The 20,562-nt window shown below is 61.1% G+C and carries 16 protein-coding genes; 11 read left to right on the top strand and 5 right to left on the bottom strand.

The window, feature by feature from the left end:
• Positions 1 to 21 precede the first annotated feature (21 nt).
• Complete coding sequence (locus KBY02_RS00960; RefSeq protein WP_225649709.1) at positions 22 to 1,287, bottom strand: glutamate-5-semialdehyde dehydrogenase; 1,266 nt, start codon at positions 1,285 to 1,287, stop codon at positions 22 to 24.
• Between the two features lie 285 nt (positions 1,288 to 1,572).
• Here KBY02_RS00960 and KBY02_RS00955 point away from each other — a divergent pair, with 285 nt between their 5' ends.
• The 3 genes from KBY02_RS00955 (at position 1,573) to KBY02_RS00945 (ending at position 5,735) form a co-directional block, all read left to right on the top strand.
• Entirely contained in the window at positions 1,573 to 2,244 is a 672-nt protein-coding gene (locus tag KBY02_RS00955) for a DNA-3-methyladenine glycosylase (RefSeq protein ID WP_058822763.1), read from the top strand.
• Between the two features lie 3 nt (positions 2,245 to 2,247).
• Positions 2,248 to 3,564, top strand: coding sequence for a bifunctional DedA family/phosphatase PAP2 family protein (locus tag KBY02_RS00950; RefSeq protein ID WP_024639421.1), 1,317 nt, complete (start codon positions 2,248 to 2,250; stop codon positions 3,562 to 3,564).
• 137 nt (positions 3,565 to 3,701) lie between these two features.
• On the top strand, positions 3,702 to 5,735 hold the full coding sequence (locus tag KBY02_RS00945) for a TadG family pilus assembly protein (protein ID WP_129450172.1): 2,034 nt from the start codon (positions 3,702 to 3,704) through the stop codon (positions 5,733 to 5,735).
• Here the strand turns inward: KBY02_RS00945 and KBY02_RS00940 are convergent.
• Positions 5,732 to 8,512: a PAS domain-containing sensor histidine kinase gene (locus tag KBY02_RS00940; RefSeq protein ID WP_024651251.1), complete on the bottom strand. Its 2,781-nt coding sequence runs from the start codon at positions 8,510 to 8,512 to the stop codon at positions 5,732 to 5,734. The two genes, KBY02_RS00945 and KBY02_RS00940, sit on opposite strands and share 4 nt — an antisense overlap.
• Positions 8,502 to 8,957: a TadE/TadG family type IV pilus assembly protein gene (locus KBY02_RS00935; protein ID WP_003399758.1), complete on the bottom strand. Its 456-nt coding sequence runs from the start codon at positions 8,955 to 8,957 to the stop codon at positions 8,502 to 8,504. Before KBY02_RS00935 ends, KBY02_RS00940 begins: the two co-directional genes overlap by 11 nt.
• 74 nt (positions 8,958 to 9,031) lie before the next feature.
• On the opposite strand from KBY02_RS00935, the gene KBY02_RS00930 reads away from it, so the two are divergent.
• Complete coding sequence (locus tag KBY02_RS00930) at positions 9,032 to 9,502, top strand: A24 family peptidase (RefSeq protein WP_011268994.1); 471 nt, start codon at positions 9,032 to 9,034, stop codon at positions 9,500 to 9,502.
• 166 nt (positions 9,503 to 9,668) lie between these two features.
• Entirely contained in the window at positions 9,669 to 10,478 is an 810-nt protein-coding gene (locus KBY02_RS00925; RefSeq protein ID WP_161632406.1) for a response regulator transcription factor, read from the top strand.
• 7 nt (positions 10,479 to 10,485) lie between these two features.
• Here the strand turns inward: KBY02_RS00925 and KBY02_RS00920 are convergent, their stop codons facing one another.
• On the bottom strand, positions 10,486 to 12,141 hold the full coding sequence (locus KBY02_RS00920; RefSeq protein ID WP_225649708.1) for a response regulator: 1,656 nt from the start codon (positions 12,139 to 12,141) through the stop codon (positions 10,486 to 10,488).
• A gap of 264 nt (positions 12,142 to 12,405) precedes the next feature.
• Here KBY02_RS00920 and KBY02_RS00915 point away from each other — a divergent pair, with 264 nt between their 5' ends.
• From KBY02_RS00915 to KBY02_RS00890, 6 genes are all read left to right on the top strand, one after another.
• Complete coding sequence (locus KBY02_RS00915) at positions 12,406 to 13,485, top strand: DUF2333 family protein (protein WP_011268997.1); 1,080 nt, start codon at positions 12,406 to 12,408, stop codon at positions 13,483 to 13,485.
• Entirely contained in the window at positions 13,485 to 14,030 is a 546-nt protein-coding gene (locus KBY02_RS00910; protein WP_003399749.1) for an NUDIX hydrolase, read from the top strand. The genes KBY02_RS00915 and KBY02_RS00910 overlap by 1 nt, the downstream gene beginning before the upstream one ends.
• Positions 14,031 to 14,218: 188 nt before the next feature.
• Positions 14,219 to 14,590 (top strand): translation initiation factor Sui1, encoded by a 372-nt coding sequence (locus tag KBY02_RS00905; RefSeq protein ID WP_003313912.1) that lies wholly within the window; start codon positions 14,219 to 14,221, stop codon positions 14,588 to 14,590.
• A gap of 88 nt (positions 14,591 to 14,678) precedes the next feature.
• Positions 14,679 to 16,592, top strand: coding sequence for an arginine decarboxylase (speA, locus tag KBY02_RS00900; protein ID WP_003399746.1), 1,914 nt, complete (start codon positions 14,679 to 14,681; stop codon positions 16,590 to 16,592).
• A gap of 255 nt (positions 16,593 to 16,847) precedes the next feature.
• Positions 16,848 to 17,957: a contractile injection system protein, VgrG/Pvc8 family gene (locus KBY02_RS00895; RefSeq protein ID WP_096103829.1), complete on the top strand. Its 1,110-nt coding sequence runs from the start codon at positions 16,848 to 16,850 to the stop codon at positions 17,955 to 17,957.
• An 80-nt stretch (positions 17,958 to 18,037) separates the two neighbouring features.
• Positions 18,038 to 18,940, top strand: a complete 903-nt coding sequence (locus KBY02_RS00890) for an alpha/beta hydrolase (RefSeq protein WP_032654243.1) — start codon at positions 18,038 to 18,040, stop codon at positions 18,938 to 18,940.
• Here the strand turns inward: KBY02_RS00890 and KBY02_RS00885 are convergent.
• Positions 18,934 to 20,274 (bottom strand): MATE family efflux transporter, encoded by a 1,341-nt coding sequence (locus tag KBY02_RS00885; protein WP_024639768.1) that lies wholly within the window; start codon positions 20,272 to 20,274, stop codon positions 18,934 to 18,936. The genes KBY02_RS00890 and KBY02_RS00885 overlap by 7 nt on opposite strands.
• Positions 20,275 to 20,562: the final 288 nt, after the last annotated feature.

Here is a 20,562-nt window from a genome sequence, read left to right as displayed (position 1 = left end):
GCGGTCATGGGGCTATTCAAGTCAGGCTTGTCCGCGCAATTGGCCGTCACCGATCACGATGTACTTCTCGCAGGTCAGCCCTTCAAGACCGACAGGACCGCGGGCGTGCAGCTTATCAGTAGAAATGCCGATCTCGGCACCCAGGCCGTATTCGAACCCGTCAGCGAAGCAGGTCGGCGCGTTGACCATGACCGAACTGGAATCGACCTCGGCCATGAACCGGCGCACCTGACTCTGGTGGTCCGAAACGATGGCATCGCTGTGATGCGAGCCGTAATGGTTGATGTGCTCGATGGCTTCATCCAGCCCGGACACGACGCGAATAGACAGAATCGCGTCCAGGTACTCGGTATGCCAGTCGTCCTCGGTGGCCGGGATCACGTCGATCAGCTCACGGGTACGCTCGCAACCGCGCAACTCGACACCCTTCTCGCGAAACTGTGCGGCCATCGACGGCAAAAAGTCGGCGGCAATGGTCTGATCGACCAGCAGGGTTTCCATCGCGCCGCAGATCCCGTAACGGTAGGTCTTGGCGTTGAAGGCGATCTTCTGCGCCTTGGCCAGATCGGCGTGGGCACTGACATACACATGGCAGATGCCGTCCAGATGCTTGATGACCGGCACGCGCGCGTCGCGACTGACGCGCTCGATCAGGCCCTTGCCGCCACGCGGAACGATGACGTCCACGTACTCGGGCATGGTGATCAGCGCGCCAACCGCTGCACGGTCGGTGGTTTCAACCACTTGCACGACAGCAGCGGGCAGCCCGGCCTCGGCCAGACCGCGTTCAATGCAGGCCGCGATGGCGCGATTGGAATGAATGGCTTCGGAACCACCGCGCAGGATGGTTGCGTTTCCGGACTTCAGACACAGACTGGCCGCATCGATGGTCACGTTCGGACGTGACTCGTAGATGATTCCGACAACCCCCAGCGGCACGCGCATCTTGCCGACCTGAATACCCGACGGCCGATAGCTCATGTCGCGGATCGCACCGACCGGGTCTGCCAGCGCTGCAACCTGACGCAACCCGACGATCATGCCGTCGATCCGTGCGGGGGTCAGGGCCAGACGCTCGAGCATGGCCGGCTCAAGCCCGTTCGCCTGACCATTGGCCAGGTCAAGCGCATTGGCGGCAGACAGCTCGGCGCGGGCTTCGTCCAGAGCGGCGGCAGTGGCCTGCAGGGCGCGGTTCTTCTGCGCAGTGCTGGCATGACCGATCACTCGCGAAGCTTCGCGGGCGGCGCGACCCAGGCGGGTCATGTAGTCAAGAACGGACTCAGTCATTGGTCTCAGAGGTCTTGGCAAAGAGGAAAGCGGCTGATTATAGCTGTCGTGCCGCCCGAACGACAGCGCAGACAGGCGGATGGTCGATATCAGTGCGCAGATTTTTCGTCACCGTGGCAGGCGTTGCCAGCGGCCATGCACAGGCAGGCATCACGTATGGGCTTAACGGCCTGTCATCATTCGGTCATGTTCAGAAACAACAAAGCGCCTAATCCGGACACATTCAGCTGCAATTAAACTTGCGCTTGTTATTATCGGGCTCTTTCTCAATGTACCCGTCCGATTATGCCCACAGCCCTCCCCGACCACTTCTTTCATCGCGATGCCCAGGTGCTGGCGCGCGACCTGCTGGGCAAAGTCATTCGCCACAAGTCAGGCGACCTGTGGCTGGCCGCGCGGATCATCGAAACCGAAGCGTACTACTGCGCCGAAAAGGGCAGCCATGCCTCGCTGGGCTACACCGAGAAACGCAAGGCGCTGTTTCTCGACGGCGGCCACATCTATATGTACTACGCGCGTGGCGGCGATTCGTTGAATTTCAGCGCCGAGGGGCCGGGCAATGCCGTGCTGATCAAATCGGCATTTCCCTGGACCGACGCGACCAGCGACGAAAACGCGCTGGCGCAGATGCAACTGAACAACCCCGACGCCAGCGGCGCGATGCGCCCGGCGCAACGGCTTTGCGCTGGCCAGACGCTGCTGTGCAAGGCGCTTGGCCTGAAAGTCCCGGTGTGGGACGCCAAGCGCTTCGACCCGCAGAAATTGCTGGTCGAGGACGTCGGCCAGACACCCGAACGTATTATCCAGACCACCCGACTGGGTATCCCTGCCGGGCGCGATGAGCACCTGATGTACCGCTTCGTGGATGCCGGGTACGCCCGTTTCTGCACACGGAACCCTCTCAGACGCGGTCAGGTCGAAGGCCGCGACTACTTATTTCTCGATCAAGGAAACTGACCGATGGGCGATCTGCTCAATGGAATGACTGGCTGGCTGACCGCAAACCCTTCCTGGGTGGCTGTCGCGATCTTTTTGGTGGCCTTCATTGAATGCGTCGCGATCGTCGGGATCGTCGTGCCGGGCACGGTCATCATGTTTGCCATCGCCGCCCTGGCGGGCAGCGGCATTCTGCCGTTGAGCGAAGTGCTGTTGCTGGGTTTTCTCGGTGGGCTGCTGGGTGACGCGGTGTCGTACTTCGTAGGCCGGCGCTTTCATCAGAATATCCGTCAATTGCCCGGCTTGCGCACGCACCCGGAGTGGATGGAAGGTGCGGAAAAATACTTCCACCGTTACGGCATTGCCAGTTTGCTGGTAGGACGCTTCATCGGTCCGTTGCGCCCGATGCTGCCGATGATCGCCGGGATGTGCGACATGCCGCTGCCGCGCTTCGTGGCGGTCAGTGTGCTGGCGGCGGCAGGCTGGTCGATTGCCTACCTGATGCCGGGCTGGGCGGCAGGTGCAGCGATTCGCCTGCCACTGCCGGAAGGCTTCTGGCCCGAGGCGGCCGTGGTCGGCGGCGGCCTGGCCGTCCTGTTCGGGCTGAGCATCCAGAGCAGTATTCGCCAGAAACGCTACGCAACCCGACTGATTTCCGCGCTCAGCCTGACGCTGGTCGCGGCGCTGTTCTTCGGCTTCCCCTTGTTGGCCGACTTCGACAACGGCCTGATGACGCTCATCCAGGAACACCGCAGCGAAGCCACGCAGCACATTGTGGTCTTCGTCACCAGCATCGGCGATTTCAGGGCGCAGTTGCTGGCCGCCAGTCTGCTGATCATCGTGCTGGCGGTTGCCAGGCAATGGCGCCACGCAGCCTTTGCCCTGACCGCCACACTGGGCACCGCGATCGCCAACGGCATCCTGAAAACGTTTTTCGCCCGCGCTCGCCCGGAGGTGCTGTTAGAACCGCTGACCACGTACAGCATGCCCAGCGGGCATAGCTCGGCGGCCTTTGCGCTGTTCATGACCCTGGCAGTGCTGGCCGGACGTGGCCAGCCCGTGCGGCTGCGCGTGACCTGGATGTTCGTCGCCGGTATTCCGGCCCTGGCAATCGCGCTGTCGAGGGTATATCTGGGTGTCCATTGGCCCACCGATATTCTCGCCGGCATGCTTCTGGCGTTCTGTGTCTGCGCCGCCAGCCTGGCGCTCATTCAACGCAAGGACCCTTTGCCGGCCATGTCGGTGCGCGTCTGGTGGCTCGTCGTGCCAGCCATGACCGCGTTGCTGGGTATTTTTGCCGTTCGCGCCCTGTCGCACGGTGTGCTGCGTTACCAGTATTGATCGGCAGAACTGATCGCACCCGCGCGCAACGGGTGCGACACTTCTCAAATCTGGCACCTTGCCAGTGCTCTTTCGAGGCGTTGACTACACTCTCCAGCGACAAATGAGTGTGCGATGGCGTGATCGAAGGAGTGTTGATGTCTGCACTGGATGGTTATACGGCGCTGCCCTCCCGGCAGCGCGGCGCGATCGGCCTGATGGCGGCGCTGACCATGGGTCTGGCGCTGCTGTGCACGCTGACCGTTATCGACAGCGGCAGGCTGTACCTGGAAAAGCGCTCGTTGCAGCGGGTTGCGGACATTGCCGCCCTGGAAGCGGCAGGCCGCAGAGGAACGTGCAGCGGCACGGCGGCCTCGGCGCCCGATTTCGCCAGTCAGAGTGCTACGCGCAACGGTTTCACCCCGAATACCGATGGCCGCACCCTGGTGACTCGCTGCGGAACACTTGCGGTGGACGTCGCGGGACCTCGCGTATTTGTCGCCGACTCGACGCAAGCGCTGGCTATTCAGGTGGTTGCGGCGCATCCGGTGCCGCGCAGCATTGCAGCCGGCATTGGCGCCCTGTTCGAAAAAACGCCCTCCCCACCGAATGTGACGATCAGCGCCACCGCCGTGGCCGCCAGCGCCTCGCCGCTGGCGGCACTGACCATCCGCAGTGCGGCAGTCACTGTGGACAGCACCGGCGCCGCCCTCCTCAACCCGGTGGTCGGCAGCCTGCTGGGCGGTACGCTGAACCTGAGTGTTGCCAACTGGCAAGGCATCGCAGACACCAACCTGAGCCTGCTGAGCTACCTGAACAGGCTGAAAACCGACCTCAGCCTTACGGCGATTGGCTACAACGATGTACTCAACACCTCGGTCTCGGTCAGTCAGTTGCTGCAGAGCGCAATCAACGTCATCAGCCCCAACGCGACGCTGGGCGGTGCCGCCGCCATTCAGGGCCTGCAAGCCTTGAAGCTGGCGGCTGGAACGACCACCGTGCTGCTGGGTGATCTACTCTCAGTGCAGAGCGGCACGGACCTCGCCGCGCTGAACACCAATCTGCGCCTGATGGATCTGGTCCAGGGCATCGCGCAACTGGCCAACGAAAAAACCGGCGTTCTGACCGCCACCCAGATCAATGTCGCCGGGCTGGCGCAGGTCACCACACGCATTCAGGTGATCGAGCCGCCTCAGCTGTCGGCGATCGGCGACCCGAGCAAAATCGACCCGCTCAACCCGCGAGACGGTGCCAACCGGATTTACGTACGCACGGCACAGATGCGCGCGCTGGTGTCGATCAACCTGCCGGTGCTCGGCACAATCACTTCGCTGGCCAATACCGCAGGTTCGGTGATCGGCAGCCTCACGCCGATCCTCAACAGCGCATTGGGCCTGAACCTCGCCGGGCTGGGGACCTCGGCCTCCTGCGCGCTGGGACTGAGCAGTTGCATGGTGACCGACTTCAAGTTTCTGACCGACAGCTCATCAAGCGCAGGCCCGAGAATCGACATGAGCCTGTCAATGGCCAGCGCCGACAGCTACGTCACCGGTTTTACCTGTACCAGCAACGCCAGCAAAACCCTCAACGTCAAGACCGACGCAGCACTGCTCAGCGCCAGGATCGGCTCGATCGACAGCTCGTCGGCCTTCCCCGCCAGCACTGATCCGGCGGCCATCACCGCCCTGCCGGTGCCGGTCATCGATATCGGCACCATGACCTGTCAGAAAATCGCCGGGCTGCTGGGTAACTGCACCGCCCGCAAGCCTTTCGGGGGTGGCGGTATCGGCCTTACCTTCGACAACGTCAGCCAGTCGGCACTGGGCAGCTCGACGGTGACCAGCACGACGTTCAGCTCGCCCAACCTGCCGGAGATCAACAGTGCCCCGTTTTACCTGACACGCGTTGCACACACCAAACCGAGCACCTTGCTCAACGGCACGGCTTCAAGCGTGAAAGTGAATGTGTATAAACCGGCGACCAGCAATGTGCTGGGCAACGTCATCACCGGTGCGGCCACCACACTGAACAGCCTGACCCTGGCGCTGGATGCGATTGTCGACGACACCCTGACACGCTTGCTGACGTCGGTCGTCGACCCGTTGTTCGAATCACTGGGTGTGAGCATGGGGGCTACCGATGTCGGCACCAACCTGAGCTGCAACCTGGGTCAGGCGACGCTGGTGATTTAGCTGCCGGGCTGATCGGCGTTGAATATCGGCAGCTCGATCTGGAAGCGAGCGCCCTCGCCGATGTTGGCGACGCTGAGCTGGCCGCCCATCTGGTCGACGATGCCGTAACTGACGGACAAGCCCAGCCCGGTGCCGACACCTACCGGTTTAGTGGTGAAAAACGGCTCGAAAATGCGCTCCAGCAACCGCGGATCAATGCCTCCACCGTTGTCCTGGACCGCCAGGCGGATGATATTTTCATCGCGCTCGGCCTCGACACTGATCCATGGCTCGAAATCCCGGTCCTTTTCCCGGCGCGACAACAAGGCATCCCGGGCGTTGACCATCAGGTTGATCAGCACCTGCTCAAGCTGATCGACATGACCACGAACCCGCACCGCGTCGATCATCCCGCCGACCCGCAGCTGCACGCCCTTGCCTTTCATGCCTTCAGCCAGCATCGAGATCGTGCCTTCGACCGCCTGGGCCGGATCGAACAGCTGCTCTTCTACTTCAGAGCGGCGACCGAATACCCGCATATGATCGACCACCCGGGCGGCGCGCTGCACCTGGGTGTCGATGCGATTGAGCTTTTCAGTGAGGTATTCGATGTCCACATCACCCCGACCCAGACGCTTGAGGACGTTGACCACGGCCATGCGCATGACGTTGAGCGGCTGATTGATCTCGTGGGCCAGACCGGTGGACATCTCGCCAAGCGTTGCCATCTTCGCGCTCTGATTCAACTGCATGCGCGAGCGGCGTACATCGGTGTTGTCACGGCCCACCGCCTGCACTTCGACCAGTTTGCCGTGTTCATCGAATACCCCCCGGTCGGCCCATATCCACCAGGCATACTCGCGTCCCGGCAGCTCGATACAGATTTCTTCGGTACTCACCGGCGCTTCCGGAGTCAGCTGGCCGATACGCTTGATGAATGCCTCGCGCTGCTCGTCCGACAGCCAGTCTCCCAGGTTGATCCCGGTCAGTTGCTCGGGTGTGCACTCCATATACTTGGCCAGCGGCCGGTTGCCGAAACTCAACACCAGGTCCGGCGTGTAGCGGCAGATCATGGCCGGCGAATCCTCGACCAGAATGCGGTAACGCTCCTCGCTACGCCGTATATGCTCGGCGGCCAGGGTGGCCTCGGTCACATCCAGCCACAGACCCACCGCCTCCACCGGCATGCCGAGGTCGTCACGCAGCAGTCGCGCCTCGTCCAGCAGCCAGTGGTATTGGCCGTTCCTGTTGCGCAACCTGAAACGGCGGCTGACGAATCCTTCGCGCAGCAGTTGGCGATTACGCTCGAACCAGATGTCGTGGTCGTCGGGATGGATGTACCCCGCCAGTTGCCCGTCGACGCAATCGGCCAGCGTCCAGCCCAGCAAAGGCGTGAGGCTGTCACTGAAAAAGGTGGGTTCCAGATTGCCGTGATCATAACGCTGCACGTAAATCACGGCGGGCGAACTGGCAATCAGGTTATCCAGCCGGGCATGGGCGGCGGCGGCCTCGGTTTCCTGATTCTTGATATCGCTGACGTCCAGCATGAAGCCCAATACCCGCTGCACCTGCCCCCTGTGCAACGCTTGCCCCTGAATACGAAACCAGAGGGTTTCCTGAGCGGGGTCGTTTTGTGCCAGACGTACACAGAGCAACAGCGGCGTGCCCTTGTCGCGCAACTGGGCGAGGCGACTGGACAGCTCCTGTCGATCGGCGGGATGAATCAGTGCCAGCCAGTCCTGACGCGACAGGCTCTCGACCCGGTCGCCCAGACGCAGACTGCGAGCCAGCTGCGGTGCCAGCAGAACCTCGTCACGATCCGGCAGCAATTCCCACCACCCGGTGCCCAGCAGGTCCTGAAGCACCGCCAGGCGTTCGACATGGTGACGGTTATGTTGCTCGGACATTCGAAAAAGCACCGGCCCGGCCAGCGCCGAGCACAGGTTGAGCCACTCGCGCTCGCCCAGGTCCGGCGCCTGCTGCTGCGCGTTATAAAAACCGAACATCAGCCAGGCCTTGGCAACGTTATCGCGGCTGTGGGGGATGAGAAAACCGTCAGCGTTGCCGAAAACACTTTGCAGCGCTCCCGCATCGACACTGCCGCCAAACCTCAGCTGCTGCGTGGCATCGACGTTGAATCGATCCAGCGCAGTGCCCAGCCGCTGCCCGACCTGCCACAACTCGGGCGCCGTATGAGCGCTGTACTGACAATAAACACGCCAGCCGACACCGCCAACCTCCGGCAACACCAGCGCCACACAGGGAATGCGCCACAGCTGCGCGAGTTCCTCCAGTTGCTCGCTCACCACGGCAGTCAGGCGGTCGACATTGCACCCTCGCACACGCTCGGCCATCTGCCCGGCAAACCGCAGGCACTGCTGGCGGCTGCGCGCGGCACTGGCTTCCTCCATCAGGTCGCTGATATCCAGCAATTGCAAGAGCCAGCCCTTGCCATGCGCCTGCACCCAGCCTCGGGCGTGCAAGGTATGTGCATCGTCGCCCTTGAAGTCCAGGTCGAGCATGTGCCCCAGCCAGTCACGCGGCACACCTTCGATAACCAGTGCACTGTTGGGCAGCAGCAGACTCATCAATCGCTGGGCAGCCGGCAGTGGCGCAGCGATGTCCAGACGAGAGAGCAAGTGCGGGCTGATACTTTGTATACGGCCTTCGTCATCCAGCAGCAGATAAAGGTCCGCACCGATCGGACCGGGCTCGCTCGATATCGGCAAGGGCTGCGGCACCTGCGTTGCTTCACCACGGCCCAGCCAACGGCTCAAACGATTCTTTTCAAGGGACAAGTTGCAGACTCGCTTGTGCAGTCAGGTTGCTGGGCAAGCGCGGAACCTCGCCAATGCCTGGAAGAGTCAACAAGGGCAGTACCTGAGCCAGTCGGGTCTTGGGGTACTGGATGGTCACGGTCAAAATGCCTGCGCTATAGGTCACGCTGGTATGGTTGATATTGAATCCCAGCGCAGGGGGTATCCACGACAACTGGTTCATGACCACACTTTGGGCCTGACTCTTCAACAGATCGTTATAGCCAGTAACTGTCGGACTGAGCGCCACACTTCTGCGCACCGCTTCACTGGCGGCGGCATTGAATGACTGAACCATGAGCAACGGCAGGCTATAACTCACCATGCCGTAGAACACCGCAAAGAAAATAACGAACACCGCAGAGAATTCAATAGCGGCGGCCCCCTGTTGACGACGGGGCAAGGTGTGGTGCAGAACAGTTTTCATATCGACGTCTACCCTGACATGTAATGCATCAACACAGCATAGATCTTTCCCGATAACAGGATGTCTTCGGCGTGATGAAATTATTTTTCCTGCTGATCTGGTTTGCAATTTGCGCCGAACAGGATGCGCGTTGCAAGCAGATTTCCAACGGACTGACACTCGGCGCAGCAGCGCTGGCGATTATCTACCTGGCGTTGACCGGTATGACCTGGCTCGGCTCGCCTGCGCTGGAGGCCCTGCTGGCCGTGACCCTGGCATTGGCGCTGACATTGCCCGGTTACGCACTCGGCAAGTTGGGCGCCGCAGACGTCAAACTGATGACGGCGTTGGCGCTGGCCTCGAACAGTGCCTATCTGCTGTGTACGTTTATTGGCGCGGGTGTTGCCATGGCGACCTGGCTTATCGTCGGAAAGAGTGCCTGGCCGCTTGCACAGCAATGGGTTGCGCAACGCTATCGGTATATGAACCCTGCGGCGCCAGATAAACATCCTTTTTCACCTTTTTTATTCGCCGGTTTACTCCTGAGCACGGCACTGCTCCACTAGTCGAATAACAGCGCGGGAAATTTTAATGCTATGTACATAGTCAGAAAGTACGACTACGGTTAAGTCATGGCCATGACGTACTGTCACCAATACCCACACTGATCGAATAACGCCGAGTCATGTTTTGCTGAATGGATCGGGGCGCCGTCGGCGGCCCCCTAACAGCATGGAGTTGCCTGTGGATAACTACCCGCTCACGAAAGTTCTAGTGGTCGATGACCAGCCCCTTATCGTTGAAGAACTCTGCGAGTTTCTGGAGAGCAGCGGCTATGAGTGTGTGCGTTGCCATTCAAGCCTTGAGGCCATCGAGCATTTCAGCGCCGACAGCACCATCGGCATCGTACTCTGCGATCTGGAAATGCCCGGCATGAACGGCATCGAGATGGTCGAAGCGATGAAGATGGCTGGCGGCAAGACGCACCTGTTCGAGGCCATCATGCTGACCGGCCAGGCCGAGAAAAAAGACGTCATCAAGGCGCTTCGGGCCGGCATCGCCGATTATTATCAGAAGCCGGTCGATCTGGAAGAATTGCTCGAGGCTGTGCAGTTGCAAGTCCAGGCGCTGCACGAGCGGCAGAAAACCCGCCAGCAACTGGGCCTGCTCAACGAAAAGCTCCAGTTTCTGGCCGCCTCCATCGACGATCTTTATCAGAACCTGGACAGCGTCCAGAACAGGCCTCAAACCGAGCGCAAAATGCGTAACCGCCAAGAACGTGATGGGCAGCAACGTGACGGGCAAATGCCGGTGGCACTGGCCAAGTTGTCACCCCGCCAGCTGGATGTGGCGCGCCTGGTCAGCACCGGACTGACCAATTACCAGATCGCCTGCGAACTGGGCATTACTGAAAACACTGTAAAACTCTATGTGTCGCAAGTGCTGCGCCTGACTCACATGCATAACCGCACACAATTGGCATTGGCATTTTCACCGGGCAAATCGGCAGAGCGGCAAAGGCAGAGCGAAAGCCAGGGCTGAACGGAAGTCAGGCTTCGATCCCGTTCAATACGACGTGATAAGGCACATCGACCAGCACCGAATGCACCCGATTGCGGCCGGCGTGCTTGGCGCAGTACAACGCCGTATCCGCCTGGGAGGCAAGGCTCAGGCTGTCGTCATGGGCACCGAGAGAAACCACCCCGGCACTGAAGGTGCAGAACAGATCGGCGGGCTGCGCCGGGTAATGGATCTCTGCAAAGCGATGGCGGATGTCATCCAGCACCCTGTGGGCGCTCTGGATGTCGGTGTCCGGCATGACAATGGCAAATTCCTCACCGCCGTAACGCCCGATGAAGTCGGTTTTGCGCAAGCGTTGCTTGAGAAACAGCGCAAGGCTCTTGATGACGCGGTCCCCCATCGGGTGGCCGTGGCTGTCGTTGACCTTCTTGAAGTGGTCGATATCGAGCATGGCAAAGCACAGCGGCTTGTCCTCACGTCGCGAACGAAAGCTGCAATCTTCCAGCAGTTGCAAAATATGCGTGTGATTGTAAAGCCCGGTCGGGCTGTCGCGGACCATGCGTGCCTTGAGGCTTCGCGCCCTGGCAGCACGGTTGCGCACCGTGGTGATCAGATGACGGGGTTTGATCGGTTTGGTCAGAAAATCGTCGCCGCCTTCGCTCATGGCATCGAGTTGCTTGTCCTGATCGTCTTCGGCCGACAGATAAATGATCGGCACGCTGACATAACGGTCGTTATGGCGAATGACCTTGGCCAGCTCCGTACCGGTACACCCCGGCATGTACATGTCGAGAATGATCAGGTCGGGCTGAAACTCGGCCAGTTCGGACATCGCCTGAATCGGGTCGAGCAACACCCGCGTGACGATTCCGGCGGCGTTGAGAACACGCTCGGTGTGCAGCGCCTGCGCGCGGGAATCGTCGATGATCAGCACTTTATAAGGCTCGTATTGAGCCACGCAGGTCAGCACTTCGATTTTTTCCAGCAGACTCGACGCTTCCAGCGCGCCGGTCAGAAACTCTTCGCCACCGGCCCTGACGGCGGCCAGGCGGGTGGGTGTATCGGTTTCATTGAGGCTGAAAAACAACAGCGGGAGCTTCTGTTCCAGCCCTTCCTGAGCCTGAGAGGCCAGTTCAAGACCCTTGCCCGGCCCGCTGAAATCGACATCCATGACAATCGCTGCCGGGTGCCGCTGTGCCATCGCCCGCTGAAACTCGGCGACATTGTGCAGCGACAGCGCCGCCAGCCCGAAAAACTCCAGCTGCTTGGCCAGGCGCTCGGCCCGCTCGTGATCCTGAAGCACTATATAGACGGGCTTGCGCAACGGTGGCAGCGCCGTCTGCTCGAAACGATCGCCGTGCCGCAGTCCGGTTCGGGAAAGGCGCTGCATCAGACGATTGAGATCCGTGATGACACGGCTGTTGAGACGACCGCGATTGGCTTCCACCGCATCGAGGGCCTGGCTGATCTCCTGCGCCAGAGCGCTGTGTTCTGCCTGCTCGAAACGCTCGGCGAAGCGCGAAAGACGCTGCGTGGACTCCTTGAGCTCGGCCATATCGCCGACCGACCATTCGGCCTTTTGCAGACGCTGCCACGTCTCCAGAATCTGGCGCGCCTGGTGAATGACCCGTTGGGCAAAGTGATGCTTCAGGCGATCTCGGCTAGGGTCTTCGTGGTCGGTCATGGTCAGACTACTGTGGTTTTGCTGAGCGATACGGCTGATGGCGCTATGCTAGCACCTCCGTTACAACAGAACAGCGTCGTAAGTCACTTATTTGACAACAATTTGATGGCGCATAGCCAGTATGCAAAATCAATCGATGCATAGACTGCGCCTATGATCGTTACAGTTCAAATATCAAGATAATGTCTGTCAGCCGCACCTTGAGGTAAGGTTGCGGTCGAACGCCTCGTGAAGCATTCAACTCAAGATCGAAAGGACCCTACCATGCTGGATTGGAAGAACCGCGCAGGCAGCGCGGGTGCGCGCAGCGCTGACACTTCATCGACCAAACGCCGCGGTTACCTGGGTAACCTGTTCTATAGCCGTGCGCTGGGCGCCCTGATCTTGATCTACCTGCTCGTCGCACTGGCAGTCGGCTGGTACTGGAGCAAGGAACCTGCGCTGTTCCCGGTACAACAGAATGCGCAAGCCGCCGCCGAGCGCGAAGGCAAACAGATGGTCATCGGCTACACGACGGTTGAAACGCTCAAGACCGTGGCGGGCACGTTGCTTAACAAGCCCGGTGGATACCTGTCCAACGACCGCATGCCACCTGGCCTGTGGCTGGACAACATCCCGAGCTGGGAATACGGCGTGCTGGTGCAGGTGCGTGATCTGAGTCGTGCGCTGCGCAAGGATTTCGCCCGCTCCCAGTCGCAATCGGCTGAAGATGGCGATCTGGCCCGCGCCGAGCCGTTGTTCAACTTCAACAATCGCAGCTGGCTGCTGCCTTCCAGCGAGTCGCAGTACGCCGAGGGGATCAACTCCCTGAGCCGCTACCAGGCACGCCTGTCCGATCCCAACCAGAAAGGCGCGCTGTTTTATGCCCGCGCCGACAACCTGAACAACTGGCTGGGCGATGTCGGCACCCGCCTGGGTTCGCTGTCGCAACGCCTGTCGGCCAGCGTTGGCCGGGTCAAACTCAACAGCACGCTGAAAACCGAAGCCGCTGTGTCGGTCAAACCCGGTGAAGTACCGCAGGTCGACGAGGAAATCGTCGAAACGCCATGGCTGGAAATCGACAACGTGTTCTACGAAGCACGCGGTCAGGCCTGGGCGCTGTCGCACCTGCTGCGCGCCATCGAGGTTGATTTTGCCGATGTACTGGCGAAGAAGAACGCGACGGTCAGCGTGCGCCAGATCATTCGTGAGCTGGAAGCCTCGCAAGAGCCGATGTGGAGCCCGATGATTCTCAACGGCAGCCCGTTCGGCGTGTTCGCCAACCACTCGCTGGTCATGGCCAACTACATCTCGCGTGCCAACGCTGCGGTCATCGACCTGCGCCAGCTGCTGAATCAGGGCTGATGTCCATACCTGCCAACGAGGCCGCGCACCGCGCCGCCTCGGATGCCGAGCAGATCGCCTGGGTCGACGAACAGGATCGACTGCTCGGTTCGCTGGTCCGCGCTGACCTGCGTGAACGCGGACTGATCGGACGCGGCACTTATATCCTGCTGTTCAACAGTCTCGGTGAGCTGTGCGTGCATCGGCGCACCTTGAGCAAGGCGATCTATCCCGGCTACTGGGACGTAGCCGCAGGCGGGATGGTCCAAGCCGATGAAAGCTACGCAGCCTCTGCCGCGCGCGAGCTGGAAGAAGAGCTGGGGGTCAGTGGCGTACCGCTGCAGGCCCACGAACAGTTTTTCTTCGATCAGCCGGGCAACCGGCTCTGGTGTGCAGTGTTTTCAGCCGTATGGGACGGACCTTTGAAACTGCAACCTGAAGAGGTCCTGGAGGCGCGCTTCATGCCCATCGCCGAAGTTCTGCAACAGGCTGAGCATAATCCCTGGTGCCCCGACTCCCTGGCGGCACTGAAACGCTACCTTAAGCAGATAGAGAACGAGCAGTAAGCGAGTGTTCAGCAATTGGCACATCCAGCCCCTTAGCAACCGGCCGGTTTGCCGTTACACTGCGCGACCTTTTCAAACTGGACCGGCCCTGCCGTTTCAGTAGCGCTGCCCCTGCCAGAGTGGGGCTTCGCGGTCGATAACTCGTACGAGTCCGACCCATCTTCAGTCCTCAACAAGAGGATGTTTGCGTGGCTAAAAAAGCCGCTTCTCTCGCCGCCCTGGGTGGCCTGGTATTTTCAACCGACGCTGGGCGCCACTGCCCCGATTGTCGTCAACCCGTTGCCGAGTGCACCTGCAAACAGACGGCCATCCCCGAAGGTGACGGCATTGCCCGTGTACGTCGTGAAAGCAAGGGCCGGGGCGGCAAGACCGTCACCACCATTAGCGGCGTCCCGCTGGCCGAAGAACCGCTCAAAGAGTTGGCCAAGGCTCTCAAGCAACGCTGCGGCACAGGCGGATCGCTCAAGGAAGGCGTGATCGAGATTCAGGGCGATCACGTCGAACTGCTGTTGGCAGAGCTGATCAAAAAAGGCTTCAAGGCTAAAAAGTCCGGCGGCTGAACCCGCGAATCAAATCGTCATTTCCACCCATTACAATGCGCGCAGTCAGCTTCAGGCTGGCGCAACGACTTATTTATAGGGGACTTCGATGTCCGTAAGACGCACACGTAAAGACGATGGCAGCCAATGGACCGTTGCGGACAGCCGCAGCGTTTACGGCATTCGCCATTGGGGCGCGGGTTATTTTGCTATCAACGAAGCGGGACGCGTTGAAGTCCGTCCCAACGGGCCGGACAGCTCGCCCATCGATCTTTACGAACAGGTCGACAATTTGCGCAAGAGCGGCCTGTCGCTGCCCTTGCTGGTGCGCTTCCCCGACATTCTGCAGGACCGTGTGCGTCAGCTGACCGGCGCGTTCGACAGCAACATCGCGCGCCTGGAATACCAGAGCAAGTACACCGCGCTGTACCCGATCAAGGTCAACCAGCAGGAAGCGGTGGTGGAAAACATCATCGCCACGCAGAACGTCTCCATCGGCCTGGAAGCGGGCTCCAAGCCTGAGCTGATGGCGGTGCTGGCACTGGCGCCCAAAGGCGGCACCATCGTCTGCAACGGTTACAAGGACCGTGAGTTCATCCGTCTGGCGCTGATGGGCCAGAAGCTGGGCCACAACGTGTTCATCGTCATCGAGAAAGAGTCCGAAGTCGAACTGGTGATCGAAGAAGCCGCCGAACTGAAGGTCGCTCCCCAGGTTGGCCTGCGCGTACGCCTCTCCTCCCTGGCGTCGAGCAAATGGGCGGATACCGGTGGCGAGAAATCCAAGTTCGGTCTGTCGGCTGCGCAGTTGCTGTCGGTGGTCGAGCGTTTCCGCAAGGCCGGCCTGGATCAGGGCATTCGCCTGCTGCACTTCCACATGGGCTCGCAGATCGCCAACCTGGCCGACTATCAGCACGGTTTCAAGGAGGCGATCCGTTACTACGGCGAACTGCGCAAGCTCGGCCTGCCGGTGGATTACATCGATGTCGGGGGTGGTCTGGGGGTCGATTACGACGGTACGCACTCGCGCAACGCCAGCTCGATCAACTACGACATGGACGACTATGCAGGCGTCGTGGTCGGCATGCTCAAGGAATTCTGCGACGCGCAAAGCCTGCCGCACCCGCATATCTTCTCGGAAAGCGGCCGCTCGCTGACCGCCCACCACGCCATGCTGGTGGTGCAGGTGACCGACGTCGAAAAACACAACGACGAAGTCCCGGAAATCGCCGACAAGGCCAGCCTGCCGGAAACCGTGCAATGGCTGGTCGACCTGCTGGGCCCGACTGACATCGAGATGGTCACCGAAACCTACTGGCGCGCCACGCACTACATGAGCGACATCGCGGCCCAGTACGCCGATGGCAAGATCAGCCTGTCGGAAAAAGCGCTGGGCGAGCAATGCTACTTCGCCGTCTGCCGTCGCCTGTACAACTCGCTGAAAGCCCGTCAACGCTCGCATCGTCAGGTGCTGGACGAGCTCAACGACAAGCTGGCCGACAAGTACATCTGCAACTTCTCGGTGTTCCAGAGCCTGCCGGACACCTGGGCCATTGGCCAGGTGCTGCCGATTCTGCCCCTGCACCGCCTGAATGAAGAGCCGGTGCGCCGCGCCGTGCTGCAGGACCTGACCTGCGATTCGGACGGCAAGATCAAGCAGTACGTCGACGAGCAGAGCATCGAGACCAGCATGCCGGTGCATTCGCTGAACGAAGGCGAAGACTATCTGCTGGGGATCTTCCTGGTGGGTGCCTACCAGGAAATTCTCGGCGACATGCACAACCTGTTCGGTGATACCGATTCGGTGAACATCTACCAGAACCCGGACGGCAGCGTTTACCACGCAGGCATCGAAACCCACGACACCATCGAAGACATGCTGCGCTACGTGCACCTGTCGCCGGAAGAACTGATGACCCATTACCGGGACAAGGTCGCCAGCGCCAAGATCACCCCACGCGAGCGCACCTACTTCCTCGATGCCTTGCGCCTGGGGCTGACCCGCTCGTCGTACCTGTCGTCCTGATCGTTGCGCGGAGCCAGATCTAACTGCTTATCGTGCCAATGCTGCGCATTGGCATGCAGTTCGTGACGCGGAGCGTGAGGAACGAGAGGTGCCCGTAACCACCGCCCCCCATGCTCCGCACTCATACAGCCCCCACTCGATGTAATCCCCCGCCAACACTTGCTGTAGGCAACGTCCTGTTCTACCTGCAGACCTCTACCCTGCCCGGCTTCTGCGCGAGAATCCGCGGTCGCATTCCCGGTAGAGAAGCCCTCCATGCCCGACCCCGCCAGCGCGCCATTCCTTCATCTGGAGATTGCCCGCCTGCAGCGCCGTTTCAGCGTCGTATCGTTCAGCGCAACCGAAGCGATCAGCCAGCCGTATGCCATCGAGCTGGAAATCCTCGGCGACGGCTTCGATCTGGACCTGACCAGCCTGATGTACAAACCTGCCTGGCTGAGCTGCGGTAGCGAGCCCGGATTTCATGGGCAAGGCTTTCACGGTCAGATTCACGGCGCGACCCGCAAGCATTACCACCCCGGCCCGGCCTGCTACACGCTGCTGATGGGACCTCGACTGGCCTGCCTCGGGCTACGCCACCACTCACGTATCTTTCAGCACATGACCGCCACGCGGATCATCGCCCAGGTGCTGGAAGAACATGGTTTGCAGCACTGCTTCCGCTTTGCCCCGCAGACGCAATGCAGCGAGCGCGAAAGCTGCGTGCAGTACCAGGAATCCGACCTGCAACTGGTCCAGCGGCTGTGTGCAGAAGAAGGCATTCACTACCATTTCGTCCACTCCCGTCGCCGCCACGAGTTGGTCTTTGGTGCCATCCACCGGGAAGCCGGATTCAAAACACCTGTCCCGGCACCGCGCCCCGCCATTGCGCCACTGCAGCGTGGCTGGATCAGCGGGCGCGACGGCGAACCGGCCAGGACCGATGCGTCAGGCCGGGTGCATGTTCGCCTCGAATGGGAGTGGCAACGCCCCGAGGGCCCCGACGCCGGCTGTTGGCTGCATCTGGCTGCGGGGCTGGACATCGAATGTCGGGGTGGCATGGCAGTGATTGTGAGCTTTTGCGCAGACGATACCCGCCCGCCGCAGATTACCGGCTGTTTGTCAGCGCTGGCAGACAAAGATGGTCGCAGGAATGATCAAGCACGTGCCGATAACGTTGAGATGCACCTCGACTGGCAGGTGATCACCGGGCCAGACCGACGACTGCAACTGGCGGACGGGACCCGCCTGGAACTGGCTGAAGGCAGCACACTGACAGTCGATGCCGGAGCGAGCACGGTACAGATCGACGACAGTGGCCTCACGTTGAGCAGCCCGCGCGTCAGCTTTGCCAGCCCATCGAGTGATCCGCGCAGCAGTGAATGACGTAGCAGCAACTGTGCGGCACTGGGACGAAGCGTGACGGTCTCAGGCATATCCGACTTACCTTCCAGAGCCCCTCCGCTATGATCCGAGTGATTTTCCTGACACTGATGACCGGTGCCGTACTGGCAGCGCTGTCCGGTTGCTCGCCTTTGAAGCTGCTCAATACGTTGAACCCAAGCGGCCCTGTCGATCATGTCTACAACCTGGCGTACGGGCCGGATCCACGTAATACGCTGGATGTCTACACGCCCAAGGCGAAACCGGCCAAGGCACCGGTCGTAGTGTTTTTCTACGGCGGCAGCTGGAACAGCGGTTCGAAGGCTGATTACGCGTTCGTCGGCGAAGCGCTGGCCGCACGAGGCATGGTGGTGATTATCGCCGACTACAGACTGTATCCACAGGTACGTTACCCAAGCTTTCTGGAAGACTCGGCCAAGGCCCTGGCCTGGGCACACAAACATGCAAACACCTACGGGGGCGACCCGAGCCGCCTGTACGTGATGGGCCACAGCGCCGGGGCCTACAACGCCGCAATGCTCGCGCTCGACCCGCGCTGGCTGGCGCGCGAAGGCTTGTCGCCCTCCATCCTCAGCGGCTGGATCGGGCTGGCCGGGCCTTATGACTTCCTGCCCATCGAGAACCCGGACGTGAAGCCAGTGTTCTTCTTCCCCAATTCCCCGCTGGATTCGCAACCCATCAACCACGTCACGTCCGGCGCGCCACCGGCACTGCTGATGGCCTCGCACACCGACTCGCTGGTCAACCCCAAGCGCAACACCGGCGGCCTGGCCAGGGCGTTGCGTGAAGCCGGCGTGCCGGTGCGCGACCTGTATTTCTCACGCACCAATCACGGCACGCTGGTCGGCGCATTCGCCAGATTACTGAGCGGTCTGGCCCCAGTGGTCGACGAGGTGGACATGTTCGTCAGGCACACGCCGCAAACGGCATCCGAAAAGAACGCAACCGGGCCAAAGGCTCAGTGAACGAACCAGCCGTCCCTGCGTGTCAGCCGCCAGGCAATGGTCCCCAGGCTCAGGCCGCGCAACAGGGTAAAAGCCAGGAACGTCAGCCATAGGGCGTGGTTGCCGTGGCTGGAAGCCAGATAAGCCAATGGCGCGATGCCCGCTGCGCTGAACAGCATCGCGTTACGCATTTCCCGCGCACGGGTGGCACCGATGAACAGGCCGTCCAGCAGGTAGCTCCACACGGCCAACAATGGCATCAGCGCCAGATACGGCAGATACATCATCGCGGTGGCGCGCACTTCCGGTATATCGGTCTGCAGGCTGACGAAGCCCTGCCCAGCCACCAGAAAGAACAGCGCAAACACTACGCTGGAAATCAGTGACCAGCCCCCAGCGACCACCAGAGAGCGGCGCAACGTATCCCGGTCCCGCGCGCCGATGGCATGCCCGCACAGCGCTTCGACCGCATGCGCCAGCCCATCCAGGGCATGGGCAGTCAACAGCAGGCCATTGAGCAGCAAGGCATTGGCGGCAACCGTCGCATCCCCCAGGCGAGCGCCCTGCACGGTGATCAGGAACATCACCGATTGCAGCGCCAGCGTGCGCAGAAAGATGTCCCGGTTGACGGCCAGCAAGGGCCGCCAGTTGCTCCACAGCCGCAAGGCCGACCAGACAATCCGGCCCGGCCAGGCGCGCAAGGTGTTGCGTGCCAGCAGCAGACCGAGCACCACGCCGGTCCACTCCGCGAGTACCGAAGCACGCGCCGAGCCGACCACGCCCCAGTCCAGCCCCATGACGAACCACAGATTGAGCACGATGTTGACGGCATTGGTCACCAGCAGAATCGCCAGTGGCGCCCGAGCGTTCTGTGCACCCAGAAACCAGCCGACCAGCGCATAACTGGCCAGCGCCGCAGGCAGGCCGAACAGTCGGGTATGGAAGAAATCCAGGGTCATTTGCTGCAGATCGGCAGACGGCTGCATCATCGTCAGCGCCAGATGGCTGAACGGCAAGGCGATCACACCCAGCAACAACGCCAGCCCGACAGCCAGCAGCAGCCCCTGCAACAGAATCCGCCGCAACGCAGCGCTGTCACTGCGCCCTGCCGCCTGCGCGGCAAACCCGGTGGTGCCCATGCGCAGAAAGCCCATGGCCCAGGCGAGAAAGGTATACAGCGTCGCGCCCACCGCCACGGCGCCCAGCTGATGGGCGTGGGGCAAATGACCGATCACCGCACTGTCGACCAGCGCCACCAGCGGAACGGAAATATTCGACAGAATCATCGGCGTCGCCAGCGCCCAGACACGACGATGGGTTGAGCGATGACGCCAGTCAGTGAGCAACGTAGACATGAGAACTCCCGGCAAGGCGGGCATTGTAGCCAGATCAAACGCGGGGTGTCCCAGCGTTTCGATACGTCCGGAAAGGGTACTCATGCCTCGAAAGCTGCGGCGTTATCGTTGCGCACGCTCCAGCCTGGGAATGCATTTCGTGACGCTCTGCGTCACCCACTGCATGCCAACGCGGAGCATAGGCACGATAGTCAGTCCGTTCGATAGATGACCTTACTGGTCAATCTGACAGTAATACTTGTCATCACGACTGTTATATAGTCGCCCCCTCTCTACCGTTGCCGATGA

This window comes from Pseudomonas sp. P129, assembly GCF_020312195.1.
Taxonomy (GTDB): domain Bacteria; phylum Pseudomonadota; class Gammaproteobacteria; order Pseudomonadales; family Pseudomonadaceae; genus Aquipseudomonas; species Aquipseudomonas fragariae.
This window is presented reverse-complemented; position numbering and strand designations above follow the sequence as displayed.

Bases quoted from the DNA above. Each gene is read 5' to 3' on its own strand.
- KBY02_RS00960 (WP_225649709.1), bottom strand. From the start codon at position 1,287: ATGACTGAGTCCGTTCTTGACTACATGACCCGCCTGGGTCGCGCCGCC.
- KBY02_RS00955 (WP_058822763.1), top strand. From the start codon at position 1,573: ATGCCCACAGCCCTCCCCGACCACTTCTTTCATCGCGATGCCCAGGTG.
- KBY02_RS00950 (WP_024639421.1), top strand. From the start codon at position 2,248: ATGGGCGATCTGCTCAATGGAATGACTGGCTGGCTGACCGCAAACCCT.
- KBY02_RS00945 (WP_129450172.1), top strand. From the start codon at position 3,702: ATGTCTGCACTGGATGGTTATACGGCGCTGCCCTCCCGGCAGCGCGGC.
- KBY02_RS00935 (WP_003399758.1), bottom strand. From the start codon at position 8,957: ATGAAAACTGTTCTGCACCACACCTTGCCCCGTCGTCAACAGGGGGCC.
- KBY02_RS00930 (WP_011268994.1), top strand. From the start codon at position 9,032: ATGAAATTATTTTTCCTGCTGATCTGGTTTGCAATTTGCGCCGAACAG.
- KBY02_RS00925 (WP_161632406.1), top strand. From the start codon at position 9,669: ATGGAGTTGCCTGTGGATAACTACCCGCTCACGAAAGTTCTAGTGGTC.
- KBY02_RS00920 (WP_225649708.1), bottom strand. From the start codon at position 12,141: ATGACCGACCACGAAGACCCTAGCCGAGATCGCCTGAAGCATCACTTT.
- KBY02_RS00915 (WP_011268997.1), top strand. From the start codon at position 12,406: ATGCTGGATTGGAAGAACCGCGCAGGCAGCGCGGGTGCGCGCAGCGCT.
- KBY02_RS00910 (WP_003399749.1), top strand. From the start codon at position 13,485: ATGTCCATACCTGCCAACGAGGCCGCGCACCGCGCCGCCTCGGATGCC.
- speA (WP_003399746.1), top strand. From the start codon at position 14,679: ATGTCCGTAAGACGCACACGTAAAGACGATGGCAGCCAATGGACCGTT.
- KBY02_RS00895 (WP_096103829.1), top strand. From the start codon at position 16,848: ATGCCCGACCCCGCCAGCGCGCCATTCCTTCATCTGGAGATTGCCCGC.
- KBY02_RS00890 (WP_032654243.1), top strand. From the start codon at position 18,038: ATGATCCGAGTGATTTTCCTGACACTGATGACCGGTGCCGTACTGGCA.
- KBY02_RS00885 (WP_024639768.1), bottom strand. From the start codon at position 20,274: ATGTCTACGTTGCTCACTGACTGGCGTCATCGCTCAACCCATCGTCGT.